Here is a 21,263-nt window from a genome sequence, read left to right as displayed (position 1 = left end):
TCTGCCCCTGCCCTCTCACAAGAGGACGGCGGCGATCTCCCCGGCTGTGACGCGGGCGAGTTCCACGAAGAACGGTATGCGCTGGTCGATCATGAGTTCGGTGGGTCCGCGCAATCCGAGAGCGAACCGGACGACTCCATTGGAGTCGCGAATCGGCAACCCGATGGTGCGGAAGTCGGGGGTCAGCTCCTCGTCGTTGAAACCGTATCCACGCTCACGAGTGCGGTGCAGTTCCTCTCGAATACCGGCGACGTCCGTGATCGCGCGGGACGTGGTGGCCGCCCGCGGTAGCGAGGCGAGTTCGGCGTCGTCGGTGTCCGACCACGCGAGGAACACCTTACCCAAGGCGCTGGCGTGCAGGGGAAGCCGAACACCCTGCAGCACATGCCCGTCGCTTTCCCGCCACCGGCTGAAGCCCAAGAGCACGACGTCGTGACCGTGCCGCATGGCCAGTGAGGCGGACGCCCCCGTGGTGGCCGCCAACTGCTCGAGATAGGGCTCGGACAGATAGATGCGGTGCTGCCGGTAAGAGATCTGACCGTACGCGGCCAGGGCACTTCCCAGGCGGTACCGGCCCGACGTCGCATCCTTGTCGAGAAAGCCGGCATCGACCAGGGACTGGAGCAGCCGATGGGTGGTGCTCACCGCGAGGTCCTGGCGTTTGGCGATCTCCGAGACGCCCAGCTCCTCACCCCCACCGAAACAGGAGAGCATCGTCAGGGCCCGCGACACCGTCCGAACTCCCACAGCACGTGAGTCGGTCACCAAAGGTCCTTTCGTCGAGCAATGCGACCGTGCGCCTTTCTGGTTGTCCCAGCTACCAGAAAGGCGCACGGGCCGGAACGGCGTCCGGCGCAGAAGGCACCATACTTTCCGTCTGCCGGAAAACGGTGGGGCCCGCATGTGCCGAATCCCCAGCGCACGCCGGTGAACTGGGTTTCCGGAACTTGTCAAGGTTTCCGATCTGTAGAAAACAAACAGGAGGAAATTTGGGGTGGGGGACATAGCGTCAACGGTCGTCACACCTGACGATTCATCCGTTGAAGGAGTTCACCACATGTCCCGCTTACGCCGACTGCCACGAGCCGCCGCCGCGCTCGCCATGATCCCGCTGGCCGGGTTGGCGGTGGCGTGTGGGTCTTCCGAGGAGCCCGGAGGAGCCAGTGCCGGTGCGGACGTCACTCTGAAGGTCTTCGATCCGGGCAACTCGGGCGCCATCGCTGTCGGAAAGCGCGACGGAACCTACGATGATGCCCTTGCATCACTCGGTGCGAAGATCGAATGGGTCAAGACCACACCCGGATTCAGTTCCAACCTCAAACTTTTCAACACCGGTGAACTCGACATCCAGACCGGCGCGTACAGCCCGGTGGTGGGGGCGCTGTCCAAGGATGTGGGCGTGCGGATCTTCGCGACCTCCGACCCGTACAACAAGGATCAGGCAGGCATCATCGCCCGCCCCGAATCCGGGATCACGACCGTCGCGGATCTCGCCGGAAAGCGGATCGCGGTGAACCCTGCCGGTAAGGGCGAGTACATCACCCTCAAGGCGCTGACCGAGGCGGGCGTTCCCATCGACTCCGTCGAGCGGGTGCCGCTGCAGCAGGCCGACGCCGCGTCGGCGTTCTCCACCGGGCAGGTCGACGCCTGGGCGTCGTTCCTGATCCCGTACCAGGAGGCGAAGGCGAAGGGGGCGGTCGAAATCGTCACCGAGGCGAGCATCGGCTCGGTGGACAGCACCATCATCGCCGGCCGTACCGAGGTGCTCGAGGAACATCCCGAGGTGGTCGCGAAATTCCTCGAAGTGACGCAGCAGCTCACGGAGAAGCAGCGCCAAGACCCTGCGTCGTTCGAGAACGTCTTCGAGAAAACCGGGCCGCGCGCGCTCTCGGGTCAGCGACTCGACGACGCGATCGAGCTGGGCGGCCGCATCACCAACTTCCGGTACCCGACGGCCGCCGATGCCGCCGACCTGGAGTCCATCGCGGCGTTGTTCGCCGAGAACGGAGTCATCCAGCGGCCGCTGAAGGGCAGTGACGTCATCTTCGATCTCCCTGCCGCACTCGGCAGCGCGTCGGCCGAGGGCAAGTGAGTTCGGTGGTGACCCTGACGGAACCCGCGCGCGACACGGCACCGGGAACCCTGACACTGGAGACACCCCGCTATCGCCGCACCCGGGAACGGCCCCGGTGGATCTCGATTCCCCTCCGATTCCTCGTCCCCGCGCTGCTCGTGGCCGGGTGGTGGATCGGGTCTTCCACCGGCATCCTCAGCCCCGAGATCCTCGCCGGACCGCCTGCGGTGTGGCAGGCCTTCGCGGAGCTGTACGAGTCGGGCCAGCTACTCGACTTCGGGATCGCGTCGCTGCAACGCGCTGCGCTGGGTGTGGGCTGCGGTGTCGTCATCGGGCTCGTGCTCGGAGTGCTGTCCGGACTCTCCGCGCTCGGTGAGGAGCTCATCGACTCCACGATGCAGATCAACCGGGCGGTGCCGTTCCTGGCGCTCGTTCCGCTGTTCATCGCGTGGTTCGGCATCGACGAGACGTTCAAGGTCGTCCTCATCACCGTGGCGACCCTTGCTCCGATGTACGCGTACACCTACCTCGGAGTGCGCGGCGTCGACCGCAAGATGGTCGAGGCCGCCCGCGGGTTCGGGCTCACCGGCTGGCGGCTGGTGTTCGGCGCAATCCTGCCGACCGCACTGCCAGGAGTGCTGATGGGGTTGCGTATCTGCCTGTCACTCAGCATCACCGGGCTCATCGCCGCCGAACAGGTGGGCACCCGCGAAGGCATCGGGTACCTCGTCACCCTCGCGCAGGAATACAACCGCACCGACTACATGGTTCTGTGCATCGTGTTGTATGCGGGTCTCGGGTTGATCTTCGACGCCGTCGTCCGGGTGATCGAGAAGTTCGCGATGCCGTGGCGGCAACTGTCGGCGACCCGATGAACACCACCGAGGCGCCGTTGCCGCCGCTCGCCCCCCGCGAACGCACCGCGACCACCGCAGCGGAACGACGAGCCGGGTCCCCCCTTGCCGTGTCGCTGAAGGGTGTGCGGAAGTCGTTCGGCGACAAGCACGTACTCGCCGGAATCGACCTCGAGATCACCCGCGGCGAGTTCGTGGTCCTGCTCGGCCCGAGCGGTACCGGCAAGACGACACTCCTGCGACTGCTCTCGGGGCTCGAGCCACCGGACAGCGGCGACGTTCTGGTACCGCGGCAACGCACGGTGGTGTACCAGGAACCGCGTCTGATCCCCTCCAAGCGTGTCCTGGCGAATGTGTCGGTCGGGCAACGTCGGTCACGCGTCACCCGCGAAAACGCCCAGCGTGCGCTGGCCGAGGTCAATCTCGGCGACAAACAGCGAGCCTGGCCCGCCACCCTGTCCGGCGGCGAAGCACAACGGGTCGCGCTCGCCCGTGCCCTGGTCCGCGAACCGGAACTGCTGCTGCTCGACGAACCCTTCGCCGCGCTCGACGCGCTGACCCGGTTACAGATGCAGGACCTCGTCGGCGACCTGGTGGCCCGGCACCGCCCGGCCGTTCTGCTCGTCACGCACGACGTCGACGAAGCGGTGCGCTTGGCCGACCGGGTGCTGATCCTCGACAACGGCGGCTTCGCGGTGGACGTCGACATCGATCTCCCGCGTCCGCGGGACAGAAACGATCCCGACTCGCTCCGCTACCGCGCGACCTTCCTCGCCCAACTGGGAGTGGGACGCCATTCCCCACCAGATAAGGACAACTCATGACTGTGACGACCGGACCTGCGCTCGACACCCTCTGGTACACCCGCTGCCCGGTACCCACGGCGAGCGGCCTCGCGAACAATCTCGGCTGGCTCGGTCGGACCGCGGACGCCGCCGGAGTCGAATTCGGTGTCCTGCAGGATGCTGGTCCCGAACTGGCCGTGCGACATTTCGATCACCGACTGCCGGGCCTCATCCGGGAAGGCGGCAACGTGCCGGCCCTCGCCGCACGCGCCGAAGGTTCACCGACCCGGCTGATCGGACTCACCTGGATCGACGAGGCGCAGGCGATTCTCGTGCGCCCGGAGTCCGGTATCCGCGCGGCCGCCGAGCTGGCCGGGCTGCGGGTCGGCATCCCCGCCTGGGCCGCCGACCGGGCGCGGAGCTTCCCGCGTGCGATGGCACTGCACGGTGTCGCCTCCGCGCTGCGCCTCGGCGGGCTGTCCTTCGCGGACGTAAAGCTGGTGGAGGTCGCGACGACGGTGGCTCCGCAGGTGCGCACCGCCAATCCCGACCGCAACACCACCTGGGGCATCGAATCACTGCTGGCGGGTGATGTCGATGCCGTGTACGTCAAGGGCGCCCGCGCCCAGGACGTGGCTCGGCAGCACGGGCTGGTCGTCGCGGTCGACCTCGATTCCACTGCCTCGCTGCGAGATCGGGTGAACAACGGAACCCCACGCCCGGTCACCGTGCACGCCGACCTCCTCGAACACCGCCCCGACATCGTGATCGGCTTCCTCGCCGAGAGCCTGCGTGCCGCGAACTGGGCGGTGGCGAACGTGGAACAGGTACGTGCCGTCTTCCAGATCGAGACACAGTCCGGGCCGGAAGGCGTCGTCGCGGCGTACGGCGAGAACTTCCACGAAGGGCTCCACCTGAACCTGTCCGAGGAGCGGGTCGACCTTCTCGGCGTCCAGAAGCAGTTCCTGTACGCCCACGGCTTCCTCGCCAGCGATTTCGACCTCGAATCCTGGGTGGCGCGCGAACCCCTCGAGCAGGCCAAGGCACAGCTCGCCGCGGAGAAGGAGCCCACGACGTGACGGATTTCTACTGGGAGTTGCCGTCCCGCGGTGACGGGCGCCGGGTCGCATCCGAGCTGAACACTCGCGGCGGCTTCGGGGCCGATCGTCCGGCGACGGTCGCCACCGACCTGCGTCCGGGCAAGCTCGGGCCCTTCGACGAACTCGCCCAGGTGATCCACGCCGCGGAACTGTCGGGAGTCGACGGAGTGATCGCTCCCTACGACCCGTCGGGTGAAGAATCCTGGGTGGTGGCCGCAGCGGCACTGCGGCAGACCCGGCACGTGCGGGTCGCGGTCGAATTCCATCCCGCATTCGGCACTCCGGTGTACGCGGCGAAGATGTCCGCGACCCTGCAGAGGCTTTCCAGTGGACGGCTCGAGTGGCGACTGAAGGTCGAGACCGACCCGGCCGACGCCCGCGCCCGCGGCGACCAGGTGACCGGTCGAGACCGTTACGCTCGTGCGGACGAGTTCCTGACCGTGGCGCGCGGTGTCTGGAACGACAGCGAAGTTCTTCCGGGCGGATTCGGCGGCACCGGATACGAGTTCGCCGGGAATCACTACGACGTGATCGACGGCGGATTCCGCGGCATCCTCTCCGGGCTTCCCTTCCCCGTCGTGCACCTCACCGGGAATTCGGACGAGGCTGTGACGTTGTCTGCGAAACACGGTGACGTCCACCAATTCGTGCTGACCGACACTGGGTACGAGACGTCCGCGCGCACCCTGGCCGACCGTGCACTCGAGCAGGGCAGGTCGGTGCGAAAGCTGTTGCGGCTGCCGATCATCGCGCGTGAGACGACGGACGAGGCGTGGGCGCGCGTCGAACGGCTGTGGCGGGAGGCGCACCCGGACGGTGTGAGCGGCGACAGCCGCGCTCTCGCACGCGAGAACTCCCAGTGGTCGGGGTTCGACCGCCTCGGCTACGACCAGCCCATCGGCCTGATCGGCAGCTATGAGGACGTGGCCCGCGAGTTGTCGTCGTTCCGGCATATCGACGGCTTCGTCCTCACCGGCCGACCACACATCGAGGAACTTCACCGGGCGGGCGAACACCTGCTCCATCTCGTCGACCCCGCCGGACGCACCCTCGCCGGTCAGGAGGCACACGCATGAGTATCGACTTCTACTGGCGCATAGGCATGGAGGGCGACCACGCGTCACTGCGCACGCCGCGGCGCTACAACCGTGGCGACGCGGGCGGATACGGTCCCGGCAACATCGCGCCGGCGATCCGGAACGGTGAACTCGACGGCTACGGGTACATCGACCACATGGCGGCCGTCGCGAAAGCGTCCGAGTCTGCCGGCTTTCTCGGCGGTCTCCTGCCGTCGTTCCCCATGACGGACGATCCGTGGGCCACCGCGGCCGCGCTGGCCGCCGAGACCACCACATACCGATTCATGGTCGCCTTCCAGCCCGGGTTCCTCCACCCCCTGCAAGCGGCGAGGATGTCGGCGAGCCTGCAGCGGGCCACCGGTGGGCGACTGGTCTACAACATCATCAGCGGCGGTGGCGGCGCCCCGCAACTGTGGTGGGGTGACAAGGTCGATCACGACGACCGCTACACCCGGACCTCGGAGTTCCTCGACGTGCTCCGGGGCGTGTGGGACGGACGTCCGTTCGATTTCGACGGCCGCTTCTTCCGCACGGAAGGCGCCGCCCTCCCGCCCGGCCTCGCCGGCCAACCGTTTCCCGAGGTGTACTTCTCCGGTTCCTCCGGCGCCGCGGTGGCTGCCGCGGGACGGCACGCGGACTACTACCTCTCCTGGCTCGAGCCGTACGCCGACCTGCGAGCCAAGTTCGACGGTGTGCGTGAGCATTCCGCGAAGCTCGGCCGCACACCGAAGTTCGCGGTGCGCATCGACGTCGTCGCTCGTCACACCGAGGAGGCCGCCTGGGCCGAGATCGAGAAGGGCTGGGCGTTCGTCGACAAGGGTGCCGCCGACCGTGCGGCGCAGGGTGATTCCGTCGGTGCGGCCCGCATCAAGGGGTGGGTGCCCGAACACATCACCGGGTATCGCGATCTCGAAGTCCAGCCGAACGTGTGGTGTGGGTTCAGCCTCATCCGCGGCGGCCCGGCGTTCGGACTGGTCGGCAGCTACGAGCAGGTCGCCGAACGTCTCGACGAACTGCGTGAGCTCGGCGTGGACGCCTTCATCCTGGCCGGCAACCCTCACCTCGAGGAGGCATACCGCGTCGGTGAAGAAGTTCTTCCCCTCCTGCAACGCCAACCACTTCCCACTTTCGGACAGGACACACCATGACTACAACCGAGAATCGCGTGAACTCCGACGTCACCACCTTCGTGGAGGCAGCGCGGCGCGACGCAGACAAGGCCTTCGCCGTATTCCGGAGCACCGGTACCGTGTCGGCCAACGGCACCGTCAATTTCGTCGAACGGGTCCCGGGCACCGAGATCGCCGTCGCGTTGAACGATCCCGGCCCGTGGGCTGATGATCCCCACGTGTCACCGGTCGTGGCGACCTTCGACGGGGACGTGCTGTCGGGTAACGGTTCCGCCGGATTCGTCACCGGTTACGCCGCCGTCTTCCGGCAGCATCCCGAGATCACCAGCGTCGTCCACATTCACACACCGTGGCTCGGCGGCTGGGCGCAAACCCATCGCACCTTGCCGATCCGGTATGCGGCGTCACAGCGACTGACGCTCTCGCGTGAGATTCCGCCGCACATTGATCGTTCGCAGTCGGCGGGCGACTTCATCCTCGAACGCCTGCAGGACGACCCGGACCTCGTGGCCATCTTCGAGGCCAACGGCGGTGTCAACGTGATCGGCCGCAGCGGCCTGCTCGAGCTCGCAAAATTCGTCGTTCTCCTCGAAGAGGGCGCACAATTCCAGGCCATCGCCGAATCTCTCGGCGGTTCGGTCGAATTCGACCCCTCGAACCTCGCCGTGCAGTGGGGACGCTCGGGCCTCGCCGACGAGGCCCGCCGACGCGGCCTCCTCTGATGTCCTCACTTTCCTCAACCGAACAGAACAGGTAACGGCCATGACAGTCCGTGTCGGATACTTCCCGCACAACAACTCGCTCTTCGTGCTGCGGCACACCGGAATTCTCGAGCGTCGGCTACCCGACGTCGAATGGGTGGATCTGCGCGCCCTTCCGTCGAAGCCGCCCGTCGATCCCACCAACGCCCTTCCGACCCTGCATTCCGACTGGCTGTTCGAGGACGGCGGATACGACGTCATCGGCACCGGCTTCACCCCGCCGATCACCGGCCTGGCGCACGACCGCGACCTCGTCTACATCGGCATCTCCGGGCCCCGCATCGAAAATGGCCGCCTCGTCGTGAAGGCGGAGTCCGGCATCGACGCTGTCGAGGATCTTCGCGGAAAGCGCGTCGGCATCGCACACGGCTCATGGCAGACGACGCTGCTCCTGTTCGCGCTCGACCGGGCAGGGCTCACCTGGTCCGACATCGTGCCCGTCGACACCGACGTGCGCGGAGGCGGCGCCGAACTCGTCAGCGGAACCATCGATGCGTGGGTCGGCGCATACCCGGGGCTGGCGGAGATCGAAGCCGAGCACGCACTGCGCACGCTCGTCGAAACGGACGGACTCTTCAGCCACCCCTCGCTGTGGTTCACCCGCCGCGACTTCGCGGAGAACAACGCCGAACAGCTGCGGGCCGTCGTCGAGGCGCTGCAGGAGTCGGACGCCTGGATCGAGGCACACCCGCGCGAAGCGGCGCAGTTCTTCGTCGACGACGTCGAGCGGCGCGGCGGCACCGCCAGTCTCGATGCTTGGGAAGCGGCGCTACGCGGCCGGCCCTTCGGCATCCACCCGGTGACCGACGAGTTCCTGGACGAACAGCAGCGCGCCGCCGACCTCCTGCTGGCCAACGGACTCCTCCCACGGTCGATCCGGGTCCGCGACGCCGTGGTCCCGGAGATCGGCGAGTTGGTCACCGCCGATCGCGCCGCCGTGTAGGCGGGGCTCCGGGCACGCAACTCGGCGAGTCGTGCCGATTCCCTTGTCTCCGCGAACGGGGAGGGGGAGGGTGGTGTTCCAGGACACCGTCACCCCTTGCGGAGGCCGGACATGGACACCACGATCACCGAGATCGCACCCGACATCTACCGCATGTCGACGTACATCGACGACGCGAACCTGATCATGAACCAGTTCCTCGTCGACGGTGAGGAGCCGCTCCTCTTCCACACCGGACAGCGGTTCCTCTTCCCGTCGGCATCCGAGGCGGTCGCGCGGCTGATCCCACTCGACCGATTGCGATGGATCACGTTCGGCCACGTCGAGGCCGACGAGTGCGGCGCGATGAACTCGTGGCTCGGGGTGGCGCCGCACGCCGAGGTCGCGCACGGGGCGATGGGCTGCTTCGTGCAGGTGAACGACCTGGCCGACCGTATGCCGCGGCCCCTCGACGACGGCGACGTCCTCGAGACGGGGACGCGGCGGGTGCGTCACATCGACACTCCGCATGTCCCGCACGGTTGGGATGCGGGACTGATGTTCGAGGAGACGACGTCGACCCTGTTCTGCGGAGATCTGTTTACCGCGTTCGGTCATCATCCCGCCCTGACCGAAGAGGAGTTGCTCGGTCCGGCGCTGGAGGGTGAGGACAACGGGAGGGCGACGTGCCTGACACCGGCGCTCGAACCGACCATCCGCGCACTGGCGGATCTCGAACCCCGAACCCTGGCACCCATGCATGCACCGGCCTTCACCGGCGACTGCGTCCAGGCGCTGCACGACCTCGCTTCCGCCTACGAGCAACGGTTCGAAGCCGAACGCGAACGGTACGTCGGCCGGCACTGACCCCCGCGTCCCACGGGTGCGACCAGGGGATGGGTTGCGCTGCTCCCGTCTGGGCACTCTGCCTCGAGAGCGGCGCCGTACAACAGCGATGCGGCACCGGCCTTGCTCGAGCGACAGCGAAGGGGAACTTACGTGTCCGAGAAGAAGCCGCTGATCCCAGGAACACCCGGATCGGGAACACCGTCGGTCGACGAGCCGACCGAGCCCAAAGAGCCGCTTCCACCGAAATCCGATCAGCGGTCGCCTGCATTGCGGACCGCGACGGGTGAGCCCGTCAAGGGTGCGGAGACGGCGAGGGGACAGAAGGGCGAGTACCTCACGACCGCGCAGGGTGCGCGTCTGTACGACACCGACCACTCGCTCAAAGCGGGGAAGCGGGGACCGACCCTCCTTCAGGATCACCATCTGCGGGAAAAGATCACCCACTTCGATCACGAACGGATTCCCGAGCGGGTTGTCCACGCCCGGGGCGCTGCTGCGCACGGTGTGTTCCGCGGCTACGGCGCCGCCGAGCCGATCAGTAAGGCCGCCTTCCTCGGCAAGGACGTCGAAACTCCCGTCTTCGTCCGGTTCTCGACTGTTCTCGGCTCGCGTGGTTCGGCAGACGCCGTCCGGGACACCCGCGGTTTCGCCACCAAGTTCTACACCAGCGAGGGCACCTTCGACCTGGTGGGAAACAACATTCCGGTCTTCTTCATCCAGGACGGAATCAAGTTCCCGGACATCATTCACGCGGGCAAACCGCATCCCGACCGCGAAATTCCGCAGGCCCAGAGCGCCCACGACACGTTCTGGGACTTCGTGTCCCTCCACACCGAGGCGACGGCGCACACGCTGTGGAACATGTCCGACCGGGGCATCCCGCGGTCGTATCGGATGATGGAAGGCTTCGGCGTCAACACCTTCCGCATGATCAATGCAGACGGCGAAAGCACTCTGGTGAAGTTCCACTGGAAGCCGAAGCTTGGCGTGCACTCGCTGGTCTGGGAGGAAGCGCAGATCATCAACGGCATGGACCCCGACTTCCATCGACGCGATCTGGCCGATGCGATCGAAGCCGGTGCCTACCCGCAGTGGGAACTGGGAATCCAGGCGTTCCCGGACACTCCCGACCAGATGTTCGACGGAATCGACCTCCTCGACCCCACCAAGATCGTGCCGGAAGAATTGGCTCCGGTGCAGCCGATCGGCGTCATGACGTTGACCGCGAACCCGACCAACTTCTTCGCCGAGACGGAGCAGGTGGCGTTCCATCCCGGCCACCTCGTTCCCGGCATCGACGTGACCGACGATCCGCTGCTGCAGGCCCGGTTGTTCTCGTATCTCGATACACAGATCAGTCGCCTCGGTGGCCCGAACTTCGGGCAGATACCGATCAACCGTCCCCACACCGAGGTCAACGACATGCTGCGCGACGGCATGCACCAGACCGGAGTCCATCCCGGGGTCGCGCCGTACCGGCCCAATTCGCTCGACGGGGGATGCCCGTTCCTGGCCGGAGCGGACACCAGTGCCTTCGTCGAGGTGCCGGTGCCGATGCCGGAGTCGACGAAACTCCGGGGCGCCCCCGCAAGTTACGACGACCACTTCTCGCAGGCCCGGCTCTTCTACGCCAGCCTCACCGACATCGAACGCGCCCACGTCGCGCAGGCGTACACGTTCGAACTCGGGAAGTGCTACGAGCAGGCCATCAAGGAGCGGACACTCCGCGTTCTCGCCGAGATCGATACCGGCCTGTGTGCGGAGGTTGCTGCCGGGCTCGGACTCCCGGCCCCCGAGCCGACCGTCGCCCACGAGGCGCCGCCGATCGTCAGTCCCGCGCTGTCCCAGGTGGGCGCCGAGTGGCCGGTCGACGGCCGGATCATCGGCATCGTCGCGGACGAGACGTCGGACCTGGCCGAGGTGGCCGCCGCCGTGAAGACGATCGATGCGGGCGGGATGGTTCCGCTGGTCATCGGACCCCACGGCGGTGAACTCGGGTCGGGGAAGGAGGCGGTACCGGTGTCGCGCACGTTCCTGACGATGCGTTCGGTGGAATTCGACGCGATCCTCCTCGCCGCATCCCCGTCCGATCCCCGGCTTCTGGTGCTCGTCTCCGAGGCATTCCGCCACTGCAAGGCGATCGGCGGGTGGCCTGCCGGCCGCGATCTGCTCGTCAGCGCCGGCATCTCGGCCGATGCCCCCGGAATCGTCGTGGCGGACGAGACCGAGGGGCTGCTCGACGGCATGACGACGCTGATGCGGTCGCACCGGGTATGGGAGCGGACCGTCTGATCGACAGCAATACCAGGTGACCCGGCCCCACGGCCGGGTCACCGTTCGTTCGTAGGAACGAAATTCCTGCAACTGTGGCGCACGATACATCTTAGTGCTAAATTATTGAGCACTAAGGAAATGCCGAGTGCAGGAGTATCGATGACAACAGACGCAGACACCATCCCCATGATGGTCCGTCAGATGCGGGTCGAGTCCTCGGGCGTCGTCTCGCTCCGCCTCGAACGGCCCGACGGCGGGGCAGTCCACGAGTGGACCCCGGGTGCCCATCTGGATCTGCACCTGAGCGGCGGCACCGTGCGGCAGTACTCCCTCTGCGGCGATCCCGACGACAAGACCGGATACCGAGTCGCGGTCCTGCACGAGGCGCACGGTCGCGGCGGGTCCCGGCACATTCACGAGACGCTGCGTCCCGGCGACACCGTCCACGTGAGCCCACCGCGCAACAACTTCGAATTCCTTCCCTCTCCCCGCTACCTGTTCGTCGCCGGTGGAATCGGCATCACACCGCTCCTCGCGATGATCGGCGAAGCCACACGGATGGGCGCCGACTGGGAACTGCACTACGGCGGACGCTCCCGCGCGTCGATGGCGTTCCTCGATGAACTGTCCGCGCACGGCGAACGGGTGCAGGTCGTCACCGAAGACGTGGACGGCATCCTCGACCTGAACGCTCTCCTCGGCGAGGTTCGCCAGGACACCCTCGTCTACGCGTGCGGACCCGAAGGCCTGCTCGCCGCCATCGAGAACGTCGCCTCCGGGTGGCCCGAAGGGTCCATTCAGCTCGAACGTTTCAAAGCCAAGGAAATACCCGCCGACACGCTGGCCGGTGACCGACCGGTCCGGGTCGTCTGCGAGCGGTCGGGCATCTCCACCACCGTCGCCGCCGACAGGACCGTCCTCGACGCGCTCGAGGAAGCCGGTGTCGACGTCCCCAACTCGTGCCGGGAAGGCATCTGCGGTACCTGCGAAACCCGTGTCCTGTGCGGCACCCCCGATCACCGTGACTCGCTGCTCTCGAGCGCCGAGCAGGAGTCCGGGGCAACCATGATGATCTGCGTTTCCCGCGCCCGCTCCGACGAGCTCGTGCTGGACCTCTAGAAGGGAAGAACCATGAGTCTTTACCTGCAACCACGGCAGGCCGGCACCGCGGGCCCCACTCCGTACGAGCTCAAGCTTGCCGGTGCCATCGAAGAGGTCTTCGGTACCGGTGTGCACCACCTCGAGGGATTGGTGAAGGGGCTGAACGACCTCGGTATCTGCAGCCCGAGTGGGGAACCGTGGACCCCCGACACGTTCACGGACGAGATGCGACGGATGGCGGCCTGAACATGGTGAATCGACTGAACAAGACGGCACTGACCGGCGACGAAATCTTCGCCACCGGCATGCGGAACCAATGGCACGCGGTCTGTCCCTCGGACTTCGTCGCGCGCGGCGACATGAAGAAGGTGCGACGCCTCGGCGAGGACTGGCTTCTGTTTCGTCAGTCCGACGGAAGCCTCCGCATGCTCGCCGACAGGTGCCCGCACCGCGGAGCACCGCTGTCGCAGGGACAGCACCTCGGTGACCGGGTCGCCTGCAAATATCACGGGGTCCAGGTCGACGGCGGCGGAACCGTCGTATCCGTGCCGGGAATGCCCGGGTGCAATCTCGAGGGCAAGCGGCTCGTCACCAGCCTCCCGGTGCGTGAGGTGGCCGGCGCCGTCCTGGCATGGTTCGGCACCGATCCGGACGCCGAACCGGGTCCCCTCGAACTCCCCGAACGCCTCGTGGACGACGGTATTTCCCGTTTCCTCTGCTACGCGGAATGGAAGGCGCCCTGGCGCTTCACCCTCGAGAACCTGCTCGATCCGATGCACGGCGCGTTCCTGCACCGCGAGTCGCATTCGATGTTCGGCGGGGAAACGTCCGCCAAGTTCCGGATCCGGGAAACCGATCGCGGGTTCTTCTTCGAGAAGACCGACCAGCGGGGCGTGAACTTCGACTGGGTCGAATTCTGCCGGACCGGAGTCGACTGGGTCGACCTGGAAATCCCGTACCCGCCCACCGCAGGCCCCGGCGGATCGTTCGGCATCGTCGGAATGGGAACGCCCATCGACGCCGAGACCACCGCCGTCTTCTTCTGGCGGTACCGCCGGGTGGAGGGCTGGGAGCGCGACGTCTGGCGCTTCCTCTACCGCACGAAACTCGAGGAGCGGCACTGGGCGGTTCTCGAACAGGACCGGGTCATGCTCGAGGCGATGGCCGCCGACGCCGACCAGGCCGAGAACCTCTACCAGCACGACCTCGGGGTCATCCGCCTGCGCCGTCTCTACCGGAGCCAGGCCGCAGCGCAGGCGGAGGCGCTCGCCGGAGCGTAAGGTCGCGCGGGTTGACTTGAATGAACTGTCAACCAAGAATGTGTGACGGCCGACACGTCGGGAGCCGGCCGGTACGAGGAGGCGCGAGCGGTGCACGAAAACGACGGCGTTGCGGATCGGTGTGCGTTGATCGAGGCGGCGGGTCGTTGCTTCGCGGAGCTCGGATACGACAAGACCACGGAGGCGGTCATCGCGGAGAGCGCCGGCCGGTCGGTGACGGACTTCCGTCGGCACTTCCGGTCCACGAAAGATGCATTTCATGCGGTTGCCGCCGCCGTGTTCGAGAAGTTCCTCGAAGCGCAGCGCACCGCGGTGCCGCCGGACGCCGACCCTCGTACCGTGCTGGGCGCGGCCACTGCCGCATTCATCGACACCGTCTACAGCGTCGGCCGGCTCTTCACCGTCATCGAAGCCCGGGCCGCCGTCGACCCCGTGGTCGGCGAGCAGCTGTCGCAGGCGCACACCCGGATCCTGGCCCGGTACACCCGCTTCATCGAGGGGCTGGACGAGGCCGGGATCGCACGGCCCTGCGCCGAGGCGGCCCAGCTCGCCCGCAAGCTGTCGGATGCGCAGTGGCGGGGAGCGGCCCACCTGATCGGCGCCTCCCCGGACGAGCAACGTCGGTTCATCGTCGAGATGACGGCCGCAGCCGAACGCTTCATCGGATTCGACTGCGACACCGAACTCGTCGAGAGGCCGGCCTGCTGAACCAGGTCCCCAGGTGAGGGACGTCTGGTTGTCTCCCTAGGTGAGGGGCGTCTGGTTGTCGACGATCGAATGTTCGAGTTTGCGGAGCAGTTCCGCGAGGGACGCCTGATCCGTCGCGGACATACCACTGAGGATTCGTGCCTCGTTCGCGAAGTGTGCCTCCGCCACCTTCTCGATCACCCGAAGGCCCTCGTCGGTGAGCTGTGCGTACACGATCCGGCGGTCTTCGGCGTCCCGCTCACGCTCGACGAGACCCGCCTTCTCCAGCCGGTCGACCCGGAGGGTCACACCCCCGGTGGTCACGAGAGCGGACTCCGCCAACTGGCCGGACGTCATCCGGTAGGGCGGACCCGAACGCCGCAGTGCGGCGAGCACATCGAACGACGCCATGTTGATGCCGTGCTCTTCGAACACGACAGCCAGCGAGGCCTGGTACCGCAGGTACGAACGGTGCAAGCGGCCCAGAACTTTCAGTGGACTCACATCCAGTTCAGGCCACTGGTGTGCCCACTGATCGACGATGTCGTCGACGGCGTCACGGTCGGGAACCGGGCGTTGCGTCACCGGGGCGCCTCCTGAACTTTGTGGTCCTGAACTGTTGAGTCCCAAGGTATCGGATTGCCGGGAGGAGGGGACGCGCCGCGGGTCCCCGTCCGGTGTGTCGAGGACGGGGACCCGCGGTCGTCTGTTCGGGGGAGTCGCTCAGCGGCCACCGACTGCGGCGACGGCATCGATCTCGGCGATCGCGCCGTACGGGAGGCTGCTCACCTCGAGGAAGGTGCGGGCCGGGCGCGGTTCGTCGAAGATGCGCTCGAACTGCCGGTTGGCCTCTTCGCGCAGGGTCAGGTCGGTGACGTAGTAGGTCAGCTTCACGACGTCCTGAAGCTGTCCACCCACGGTGGCGAGGCGATCGACCATCCGGTCCACGGCGGCGTCGAGAGCTTCGGTGCGCCCGGGTACGGCAACGCCCTCGGCGTCGACGGACAGGGCGCCCGAAACGAAGGCCAAACCTCCCGCGACCACGGCCGGGCTGTAGGGGTGATGGGCGGAGACTTCAGTCATGGACATGGGGACTCGCTTTCGAAGTAGGCGTCGACTCAGTATATCTTAGCGCTAAACTAATTGGCAGGCCCGGCGAATGAATACCCCGCCCGCGGGTACTCGACCCGCATGCCACGAGCCACGAAACAGTCGGCAGCGGCGTTCGTGCCCGATACCGTCGACCTCGACGCGTTGTCGGACGCCGCCGGCGGATGCCGCGGCTGCGATCTCTACCGCGACGCCGAGCAGACCGTCTTCGGCGCCGGCAAGCGCTCCGCCCGGATGATGCTCATCGGCGAACAACCGGGTGATCAGGAGGACCGCGCGGGGCAACCGTTCGTCGGGCCCGCGGGCAAGCTGCTGAACAAGGCCCTCGAAGCGGCAGGCATCGACCGGGATCTCACCTACGTCACCAACGCGGTCAAGCACTTCAAGTACGTACCCGCCGAACGCGGTCAGCGCCGCATCCACAAGAAGCCGAACCGCACCGAGATCGTGGCGTGCAGGCCGTGGCTCGTCGCCGAGCTGCACGCGGTAGAGCCCGATGTCCTGGTGTGCCTCGGCGCCACCGCCGCCCAGGCGCTGCTCGGACCGTCGTTTCGGCTCACCGAGCACCGCGGGGAGCGGCTGCATCTCGACGGTGAAGTGGACGTCGCCGGCGATCCCGACGTCTTCGTCACCATCCACCCGTCCGCCGTCCTGCGCGGACCGGATCGGGACGAGGCGTTCTCCGGACTCGTCGAGGACTTGAAGAAGGCAGCCCTTGCCCTGTAAGGCCCTGCCGTGAGTACTTATTAACAACCCGTTGTCGATAAGTACTCACAGGGGTAGGCGAGGGACCGCCCCGCAAGACAACATGGGGTTATGACGAATCCGAAGCAGACCATGAAGGCCGTCTCCTATTCCTCCTACGGTGGTCCCGACGTACTCGAAGTGGTTGACGTTCCCATTCCGGAACCCACGGGGAATCAGGTGCGCCTCGCTGTCCGCGCCGCCGGGGTGAACCCGATCGACTGGAAGGTGCGGTCGGGTTCGATGGCCGAGGTGATGTCGGTGCAGTTCCCGAAAGTTCCAGGCAGTGAGGTGGCCGGCGTCGTCGATGCCGTCGGTCCGTCTGCGACCGGGGCTGTGGTCGGGGACGAAATGTTCGGCTGGTCCGACACCGGCGGTTACGCCGACTACGTGCTCGCCAGCGTCATCGTCCCCAAACCGCGCGAATTGAGCTGGACGGACGCCGTCACGATTCCCGTGGCCGGGGAAGCCGCCGATCGCGGACTGCGGCTGCTCGACCTGCGTGAGGGCGAGACACTTCTGGTGAACGGGGCGTCGGGAACAGTCGGAACCCTGGCCGTGCAATTGGCCCGGCAACGAGGAGTCACGGTGATCGGCACCGCCAGCGAACGCCACCATGACGCACTCCGCGCACTGGACGTCGTCCCGACGACGTACGGTGACGGCTTGGCCCAGCGGGTGCGTGAACTCGCACCGCAGGGTGTCGACGCCGTCCTCGATGCCGGAGTCGGGGGGCTGCCGGCCGCTATCGAGCTGCGCGGCGGTACCGAGCGGATCGTGACGTTGTCCGACGGGGCGGCCTTCGAGCTCGGTATCACCTTCTCCTCCGGCACCTCTGACGACTGGAGCGCCGAAATCCTGCGACGCCTCGGTAGTGCGGCCGCGGCCGGCGCACTGGCACTGCCACCCGCTCGCACCTTTGCCCTCGCCGGTGCTGCGGACGCCCACCGTGAGGGTGAGAAGGGCGGCAGCCGGGGGAAGCTCGTTCTGACCCCTGTGAGTACTTATTAACAACGGGTTGTTAATAAGTACTCACAGGGGGGTCAGGCAGTGGTGGCGAGGGCGGCGGCGAGACCGAAGGCCACCGCCATCGCCACCACCTCGACTGCGGCGCGCCGCAAGGAGTCGTCTGCGCTCATCCGATGCGCGGAGGCTCGGCCGACCCAGGTGCGGCGCCACCACCACCCCAGTGCGAGCAGTGCCGCGAGCACCACGGCCTTGGCGACCACGATGCGGCCGTAGCCGGTGTCGGTCAGGGCCGACACCCCGCCCAGTCGGACAGCAGCGTCCACGACACCGGTCAGGGTGAGCAGACACACGCACCACACCGCGACGTCCGAGTACCGGGGCAGCCACCTCGACCAGTCCCCCCGTGAGCGCATCGTCATCGCCAAGGCGGCCAGCAGACCGAACCAGGTGGCGGCTGCCAGGGCGTGAACGGCGTCGAGCACCGAACCGAGGACCTGCTGCGACATGTGCCCGGTGACCGGGCGCGCGACGATGGCGAAGGCCGTCACGACAGCGACCGCAACGGGAAGACGAGCCCCGGGATGCCGGAACGCGAACAGCGACCATGCGGTGACTGCGGCCGTGCACGCGAAGACGGCGAGGTCGATACGTCCGGCACTGATGTCGGTGACGTAGGAACCGAACCGGCCGACCGTCAATCCGGACAGCGGGAGGGCGTCGGCTTCCGCCGCCGTCATGGCGAACACGACCGCCTCGGCGGCCATCCACGATCCGGCCACGGCCGTCAGCAGTCGCCAGAAGTTGGGGTCCTGCACGAGGGGTCGGCTGTCCGTCCGGCCCCACCACCCGAGTGCGGCCAGTCCCAGGACCACCGACCCGAGGATCAGGCACAGAGCCCGCACAGCGCTCGACGGGCTGGGGTCTTCCGGTCGAGCCAGCGCCCACCCACCGGCAACACCCACGAGCGAGGTGGGCACGGCGAACAGCAGCCACCACTGTCGCGCCGTGACCACCGTTCTCAGTTCCGCTCGCGCGGTGTGCGGAGCGCGAACCACAGCCCGGCACCGAACACGAGCACACCCGCACCGACGAACGGCCACAACGGGATGCCTCCGGAGCCCGAATCACCTGAGCTGTCGGCGGCGGCGCCCGGTGTGCCCGACCCCGCCTGGGTGAGCGTGAACGTTCGGGTTCCGCTCACCGGATGTCCGTCGGCGGAGGTGATGCGGAAGGCGATGGTGTAGTCACCGGCCTGGCCAAGTTCACCGAGCTCCGCGCTCACGGTGGCCCCTTCGACCGAGGGGTCGCCTTTGGTCCACAGGTTGCCGTCCGGGCCCACCACGGTGAGCGAAGCGAACGACTCCTGCAGCGCCTCGTTGAACGTGACACTCACCCGTTCGGGCGCTGCCGCGATCTGTGCACCGTTCTCCGGGTTGGAACTGAGCACCACCGAGTGGGCCGCGGCGGAGCCGACACCGAGCATGCTCGCCAGCATCGCCAGCAGTCCGACGGCGATCACCTTGGCCGAGGTGCGCGCCGTCATGAGCGACGACTTCGAACCAGTGCGCCGAGGCCGAGGGCCGCACCCAGCGCGCCGAGGACGAGTCCGACGCCACCCAACCAACGGGCGGTGTCGTCGGTTCCCGCGGCCGCCACCTCGTGGTCATCGGCCGACGAGGACACGGCGTCGTGGCTGCCGTCTTCCCCGCTGGAGGCCGCGAGGGTGAGTGTGGGTGCCGGCTTGTCCGGTTCGGCACCGTCCGGGCCGGCGGGTTGATCCCAGTTGACGACGTTGCCGTCGCTGTAGGTCTGTGCTGCCGGGAACGACACCTCGTCCTGTTCGGGCAGAGGTCCGGCCGACAGCACGAATTGCTGGAATTGGCCGGGTGCCACCCCGACACCGGGATCGGCCGTCCACGTCACCGAGGTCGCGAGCTTGGATCCCGGGTCCTTGGCGACGACGGCCGTCCAGCCCGGCAGCGGTTCGGTGCGAGCGGATTTGAGGCCCGGAAGTGTCACGGTGAGCGCGGTGGTGGAAGCCGTTTCGGATTCGGTGGGCACCCGGAACGTCAGGACGGAGTAGCCGCCCTGTTCGGCGCCCGGAGCCGCGACCGTCACGTGTGCGACGGCAACACCGGCCGTGAGCAACATGGCACCACCGGCGGCGCCGGCCGTGAAAAGAGCACGCGAAACTAGGGAGTTCATCGAAAGTAGGTCCTTACTGGTCTGAAGGCGAAGTGAGATGAAGGTTCAGACCAGAACAGGGGGACCGCGACGGGAGATGCTCGCTCGGAGCAGTGCGTCGACGGGATTTCTGCGGGGGACGGGGTGAGGGAGGGCAACGGCGACCGCGACGGGTCGAGGCTCCCCGCGTAACACCACCCGCCATACGTGGACCAGCGAACGGTAGAGCCGTTCGGCGCTGGCAATGAGCAACGCGCAGACGACGGTGGCGGCTGCGTGCGCCAGCAGCATCGGTGCAGCGGGGAGAACTGCGTGCACGTGTGCTGTGGCTGCGAGTGTGAGGTGGCCGGCGACCTGTCCGAAACCGAGCGCGCCGAGAAGGGCCGAGTTGCTGTGGAAACGCGGCGGCAGGTTCGCGGTGATCGCGCCCACGCCGCTACAGGCGAGGAGCAGCAACGTCAGTGCTGCCGATGCGGGAAATCCGCCCCCACCCGCGCCGTGCGCCGCGACCGCGAGACCGGCCGAAAGCGCACCGACGGCCGCGCCTCTGAGGGTGGCGGTCGCGTCGGAGCGGGCGGGGGACATGAAAGTGCGTCGAAGTCGGTCAGCGCACGCCGAGGCGGGCGAGGAGATCCGCTTCGACACCGTCGAGTTCGGACGAGATGGCCTGGTGAGCGGCCTTCCGGCGAGCCTGGGGCATCTGCTCTGCCGCGCGGACGGCGGTATTCAGATCACCGAGGCGCTCGCGGATTGCGCCGGCGAACTTCTGCGTCTCGGCGTCGTCAGGCTTCTGACCGAGAATCTCGGTGGTGGAGCTTTCGGCACCGGCGATGCGGGCGCTGAGCTTGGCGCCGTGACCGGTGAAGTTGGCGAGCTGGTCGATGCCGACGCCCATCCGATCGGCGCGCCTGGCGTCGATCTGGCCGCGCACGACGGTTGCGGCGCGGTAGACGATGGGAAGCAGCACGGGCGTGAGGAGCCGCGCGACACCGAGATACTTGCGAACGGAGGCCACGGTGAAGCCCTTCTGGGCGGCCGCCTTCTCCTGAGCTTTGAGGGTAGCGATTTGAGCCTTCTCGATTTTCTTCTGTGATTTCAGTTCGGCAGCTTCGAGCTTGCGCGCGGACTTGAACGCGGCCTTGTCCCGCCTGCGTTCGTTGCGTGCCTTCAGCTTCGCTTCCACTCCCGCCTTGTGCTTGAGTGCCTTCGCTTCTGCCTTACGGGTGGCTCGGGACTTACGTTTCTTCAACAACCCCATCGAAAAGACCCCTTTTCCTGGTGTTTCAGCGCAGCCCACGCTACCAACTGCATCCGGTGCTTCGGGATCAGCCTAGGGGAGCACATAATCTTCGTCATCGTG

At 67.1% G+C, this 21,263-nt stretch carries 24 protein-coding genes; 16 read left to right on the top strand and 8 right to left on the bottom strand.

Annotated features, from left to right (window positions below; translation table 11 throughout):
* Positions 1–15 precede the first annotated feature (15 nt).
* Complete coding sequence (locus L1080_RS24330; RefSeq protein WP_250765979.1) at positions 16–765, bottom strand: IclR family transcriptional regulator; 750 nt, start codon at positions 763–765, stop codon at positions 16–18.
* A 292-nt stretch (positions 766–1,057) separates the two neighbouring features.
* On the opposite strand from L1080_RS24330, the gene L1080_RS24325 reads away from it, so the two are divergent.
* The 14 genes from L1080_RS24325 (at position 1,058) to L1080_RS24260 (ending at position 14,917) form a co-directional block, all read left to right on the top strand.
* On the top strand, positions 1,058–2,092 hold the full coding sequence (locus tag L1080_RS24325) for an NrtA/SsuA/CpmA family ABC transporter substrate-binding protein (protein ID WP_250765977.1): 1,035 nt from the start codon (positions 1,058–1,060) through the stop codon (positions 2,090–2,092).
* Between the two features lie 5 nt (positions 2,093–2,097).
* Positions 2,098–2,949, top strand: coding sequence for an ABC transporter permease (locus L1080_RS24320; protein WP_250765974.1), 852 nt, complete (start codon positions 2,098–2,100; stop codon positions 2,947–2,949).
* Positions 2,946–3,752 carry an ABC transporter ATP-binding protein gene (locus tag L1080_RS24315; protein ID WP_109334792.1) on the top strand — a complete coding sequence of 269 codons (807 nt, stop codon included), beginning with the start codon at positions 2,946–2,948 and terminating at the stop codon, positions 3,750–3,752. The genes L1080_RS24320 and L1080_RS24315 overlap by 4 nt, the downstream gene beginning before the upstream one ends.
* The gene (locus L1080_RS24310) at positions 3,749–4,792 is read left to right on the top strand and encodes an ABC transporter substrate-binding protein (protein WP_250765964.1); all 1,044 of its coding nucleotides are present in this window, start codon (positions 3,749–3,751) and stop codon (positions 4,790–4,792) included. The genes L1080_RS24315 and L1080_RS24310 overlap by 4 nt, the downstream gene beginning before the upstream one ends.
* The gene (locus L1080_RS24305; protein WP_250765961.1) at positions 4,789–5,889 is read left to right on the top strand and encodes an LLM class flavin-dependent oxidoreductase; all 1,101 of its coding nucleotides are present in this window, start codon (positions 4,789–4,791) and stop codon (positions 5,887–5,889) included. The genes L1080_RS24310 and L1080_RS24305 overlap by 4 nt, the downstream gene beginning before the upstream one ends.
* On the top strand, positions 5,886–7,040 hold the full coding sequence (locus L1080_RS24300) for an LLM class flavin-dependent oxidoreductase (protein WP_250765958.1): 1,155 nt from the start codon (positions 5,886–5,888) through the stop codon (positions 7,038–7,040). Before L1080_RS24305 ends, L1080_RS24300 begins: the two co-directional genes overlap by 4 nt.
* Positions 7,037–7,744 carry a class II aldolase/adducin family protein gene (locus L1080_RS24295; protein ID WP_250765955.1) on the top strand — a complete coding sequence of 236 codons (708 nt, stop codon included), beginning with the start codon at positions 7,037–7,039 and terminating at the stop codon, positions 7,742–7,744. Before L1080_RS24300 ends, L1080_RS24295 begins: the two co-directional genes overlap by 4 nt.
* 40 nt (positions 7,745–7,784) lie before the next feature.
* Complete coding sequence (locus L1080_RS24290; RefSeq protein WP_250765953.1) at positions 7,785–8,726, top strand: ABC transporter substrate-binding protein; 942 nt, start codon at positions 7,785–7,787, stop codon at positions 8,724–8,726.
* Positions 8,727–8,837: 111 nt separating this feature from the next.
* Positions 8,838–9,572, top strand: a complete 735-nt coding sequence (locus L1080_RS24285; RefSeq protein ID WP_250765919.1) for an oxygen-binding di-iron domain-containing protein — start codon at positions 8,838–8,840, stop codon at positions 9,570–9,572.
* 132 nt (positions 9,573–9,704) lie between these two features.
* Positions 9,705–11,846, top strand: a complete 2,142-nt coding sequence (locus L1080_RS24280) for a catalase (RefSeq protein WP_250765917.1) — start codon at positions 9,705–9,707, stop codon at positions 11,844–11,846.
* Positions 11,847–11,987: 141 nt separating this feature from the next.
* Positions 11,988–12,947, top strand: coding sequence for a PDR/VanB family oxidoreductase (locus L1080_RS24275; RefSeq protein ID WP_250765915.1), 960 nt, complete (start codon positions 11,988–11,990; stop codon positions 12,945–12,947).
* A gap of 12 nt (positions 12,948–12,959) precedes the next feature.
* Positions 12,960–13,175 (top strand): recombinase-like helix-turn-helix domain-containing protein, encoded by a 216-nt coding sequence (locus L1080_RS24270; protein WP_159918720.1) that lies wholly within the window; start codon positions 12,960–12,962, stop codon positions 13,173–13,175.
* Positions 13,176–13,177: 2 nt separating this feature from the next.
* Positions 13,178–14,209 carry an aromatic ring-hydroxylating oxygenase subunit alpha gene (locus tag L1080_RS24265; protein WP_159918721.1) on the top strand — a complete coding sequence of 344 codons (1,032 nt, stop codon included), beginning with the start codon at positions 13,178–13,180 and terminating at the stop codon, positions 14,207–14,209.
* Positions 14,210–14,251: 42 nt separating this feature from the next.
* A complete protein-coding gene (locus L1080_RS24260) occupies positions 14,252–14,917 on the top strand; it encodes a TetR/AcrR family transcriptional regulator (RefSeq protein WP_250765912.1) in 666 nt (221 codons plus the stop codon).
* 36 nt (positions 14,918–14,953) lie between these two features.
* Here the strand turns inward: L1080_RS24260 and L1080_RS24255 are convergent, their stop codons facing one another.
* On the bottom strand, positions 14,954–15,481 hold the full coding sequence (locus L1080_RS24255) for a MarR family winged helix-turn-helix transcriptional regulator (RefSeq protein WP_250765910.1): 528 nt from the start codon (positions 15,479–15,481) through the stop codon (positions 14,954–14,956).
* A gap of 138 nt (positions 15,482–15,619) precedes the next feature.
* Entirely contained in the window at positions 15,620–15,985 is a 366-nt protein-coding gene (locus L1080_RS24250; protein WP_109325915.1) for a RidA family protein, read from the bottom strand.
* 102 nt (positions 15,986–16,087) lie between these two features.
* Here L1080_RS24250 and L1080_RS24245 point away from each other — a divergent pair, with 102 nt between their 5' ends.
* On the top strand, positions 16,088–16,732 hold the full coding sequence (locus L1080_RS24245) for a UdgX family uracil-DNA binding protein (RefSeq protein ID WP_250765908.1): 645 nt from the start codon (positions 16,088–16,090) through the stop codon (positions 16,730–16,732).
* A 111-nt stretch (positions 16,733–16,843) separates the two neighbouring features.
* Entirely contained in the window at positions 16,844–17,761 is a 918-nt protein-coding gene (locus L1080_RS24240; protein ID WP_374432773.1) for an NADP-dependent oxidoreductase, read from the top strand.
* A gap of 32 nt (positions 17,762–17,793) precedes the next feature.
* Here L1080_RS24240 and L1080_RS24235 read toward each other — a convergent pair whose 3' ends face one another.
* From L1080_RS24235 to L1080_RS24215, 5 genes are read right to left on the bottom strand one after another with little or no spacing between them, the layout of a single operon-like run.
* On the bottom strand, positions 17,794–18,732 hold the full coding sequence (locus L1080_RS24235) for a CopD family protein (RefSeq protein WP_250765906.1): 939 nt from the start codon (positions 18,730–18,732) through the stop codon (positions 17,794–17,796).
* A 5-nt stretch (positions 18,733–18,737) separates the two neighbouring features.
* Complete coding sequence (locus L1080_RS24230) at positions 18,738–19,262, bottom strand: copper resistance CopC family protein (protein WP_250765904.1); 525 nt, start codon at positions 19,260–19,262, stop codon at positions 18,738–18,740.
* Positions 19,259–19,924, bottom strand: coding sequence for a YcnI family copper-binding membrane protein (locus L1080_RS24225; RefSeq protein WP_159918727.1), 666 nt, complete (start codon positions 19,922–19,924; stop codon positions 19,259–19,261). The genes L1080_RS24230 and L1080_RS24225 overlap by 4 nt, the downstream gene beginning before the upstream one ends.
* Before the next feature lie 45 nt (positions 19,925–19,969).
* On the bottom strand, positions 19,970–20,488 hold the full coding sequence (locus tag L1080_RS24220; RefSeq protein ID WP_250765902.1) for a hypothetical protein: 519 nt from the start codon (positions 20,486–20,488) through the stop codon (positions 19,970–19,972).
* Positions 20,489–20,507: 19 nt separating this feature from the next.
* The gene (locus L1080_RS24215) at positions 20,508–21,161 is read right to left on the bottom strand and encodes a DUF6474 family protein (protein WP_159918729.1); all 654 of its coding nucleotides are present in this window, start codon (positions 21,159–21,161) and stop codon (positions 20,508–20,510) included.
* Between the last annotated feature and the right edge of the window lie 102 nt (positions 21,162–21,263).

Source organism: Rhodococcus sp. MSC1_016 (genome assembly GCF_023667485.2).
Taxonomy (GTDB): Bacteria; Actinomycetota; Actinomycetes; order Mycobacteriales; family Mycobacteriaceae; genus Rhodococcus_F; species Rhodococcus_F oxybenzonivorans.
This window is presented reverse-complemented; position numbering and strand designations above follow the sequence as displayed.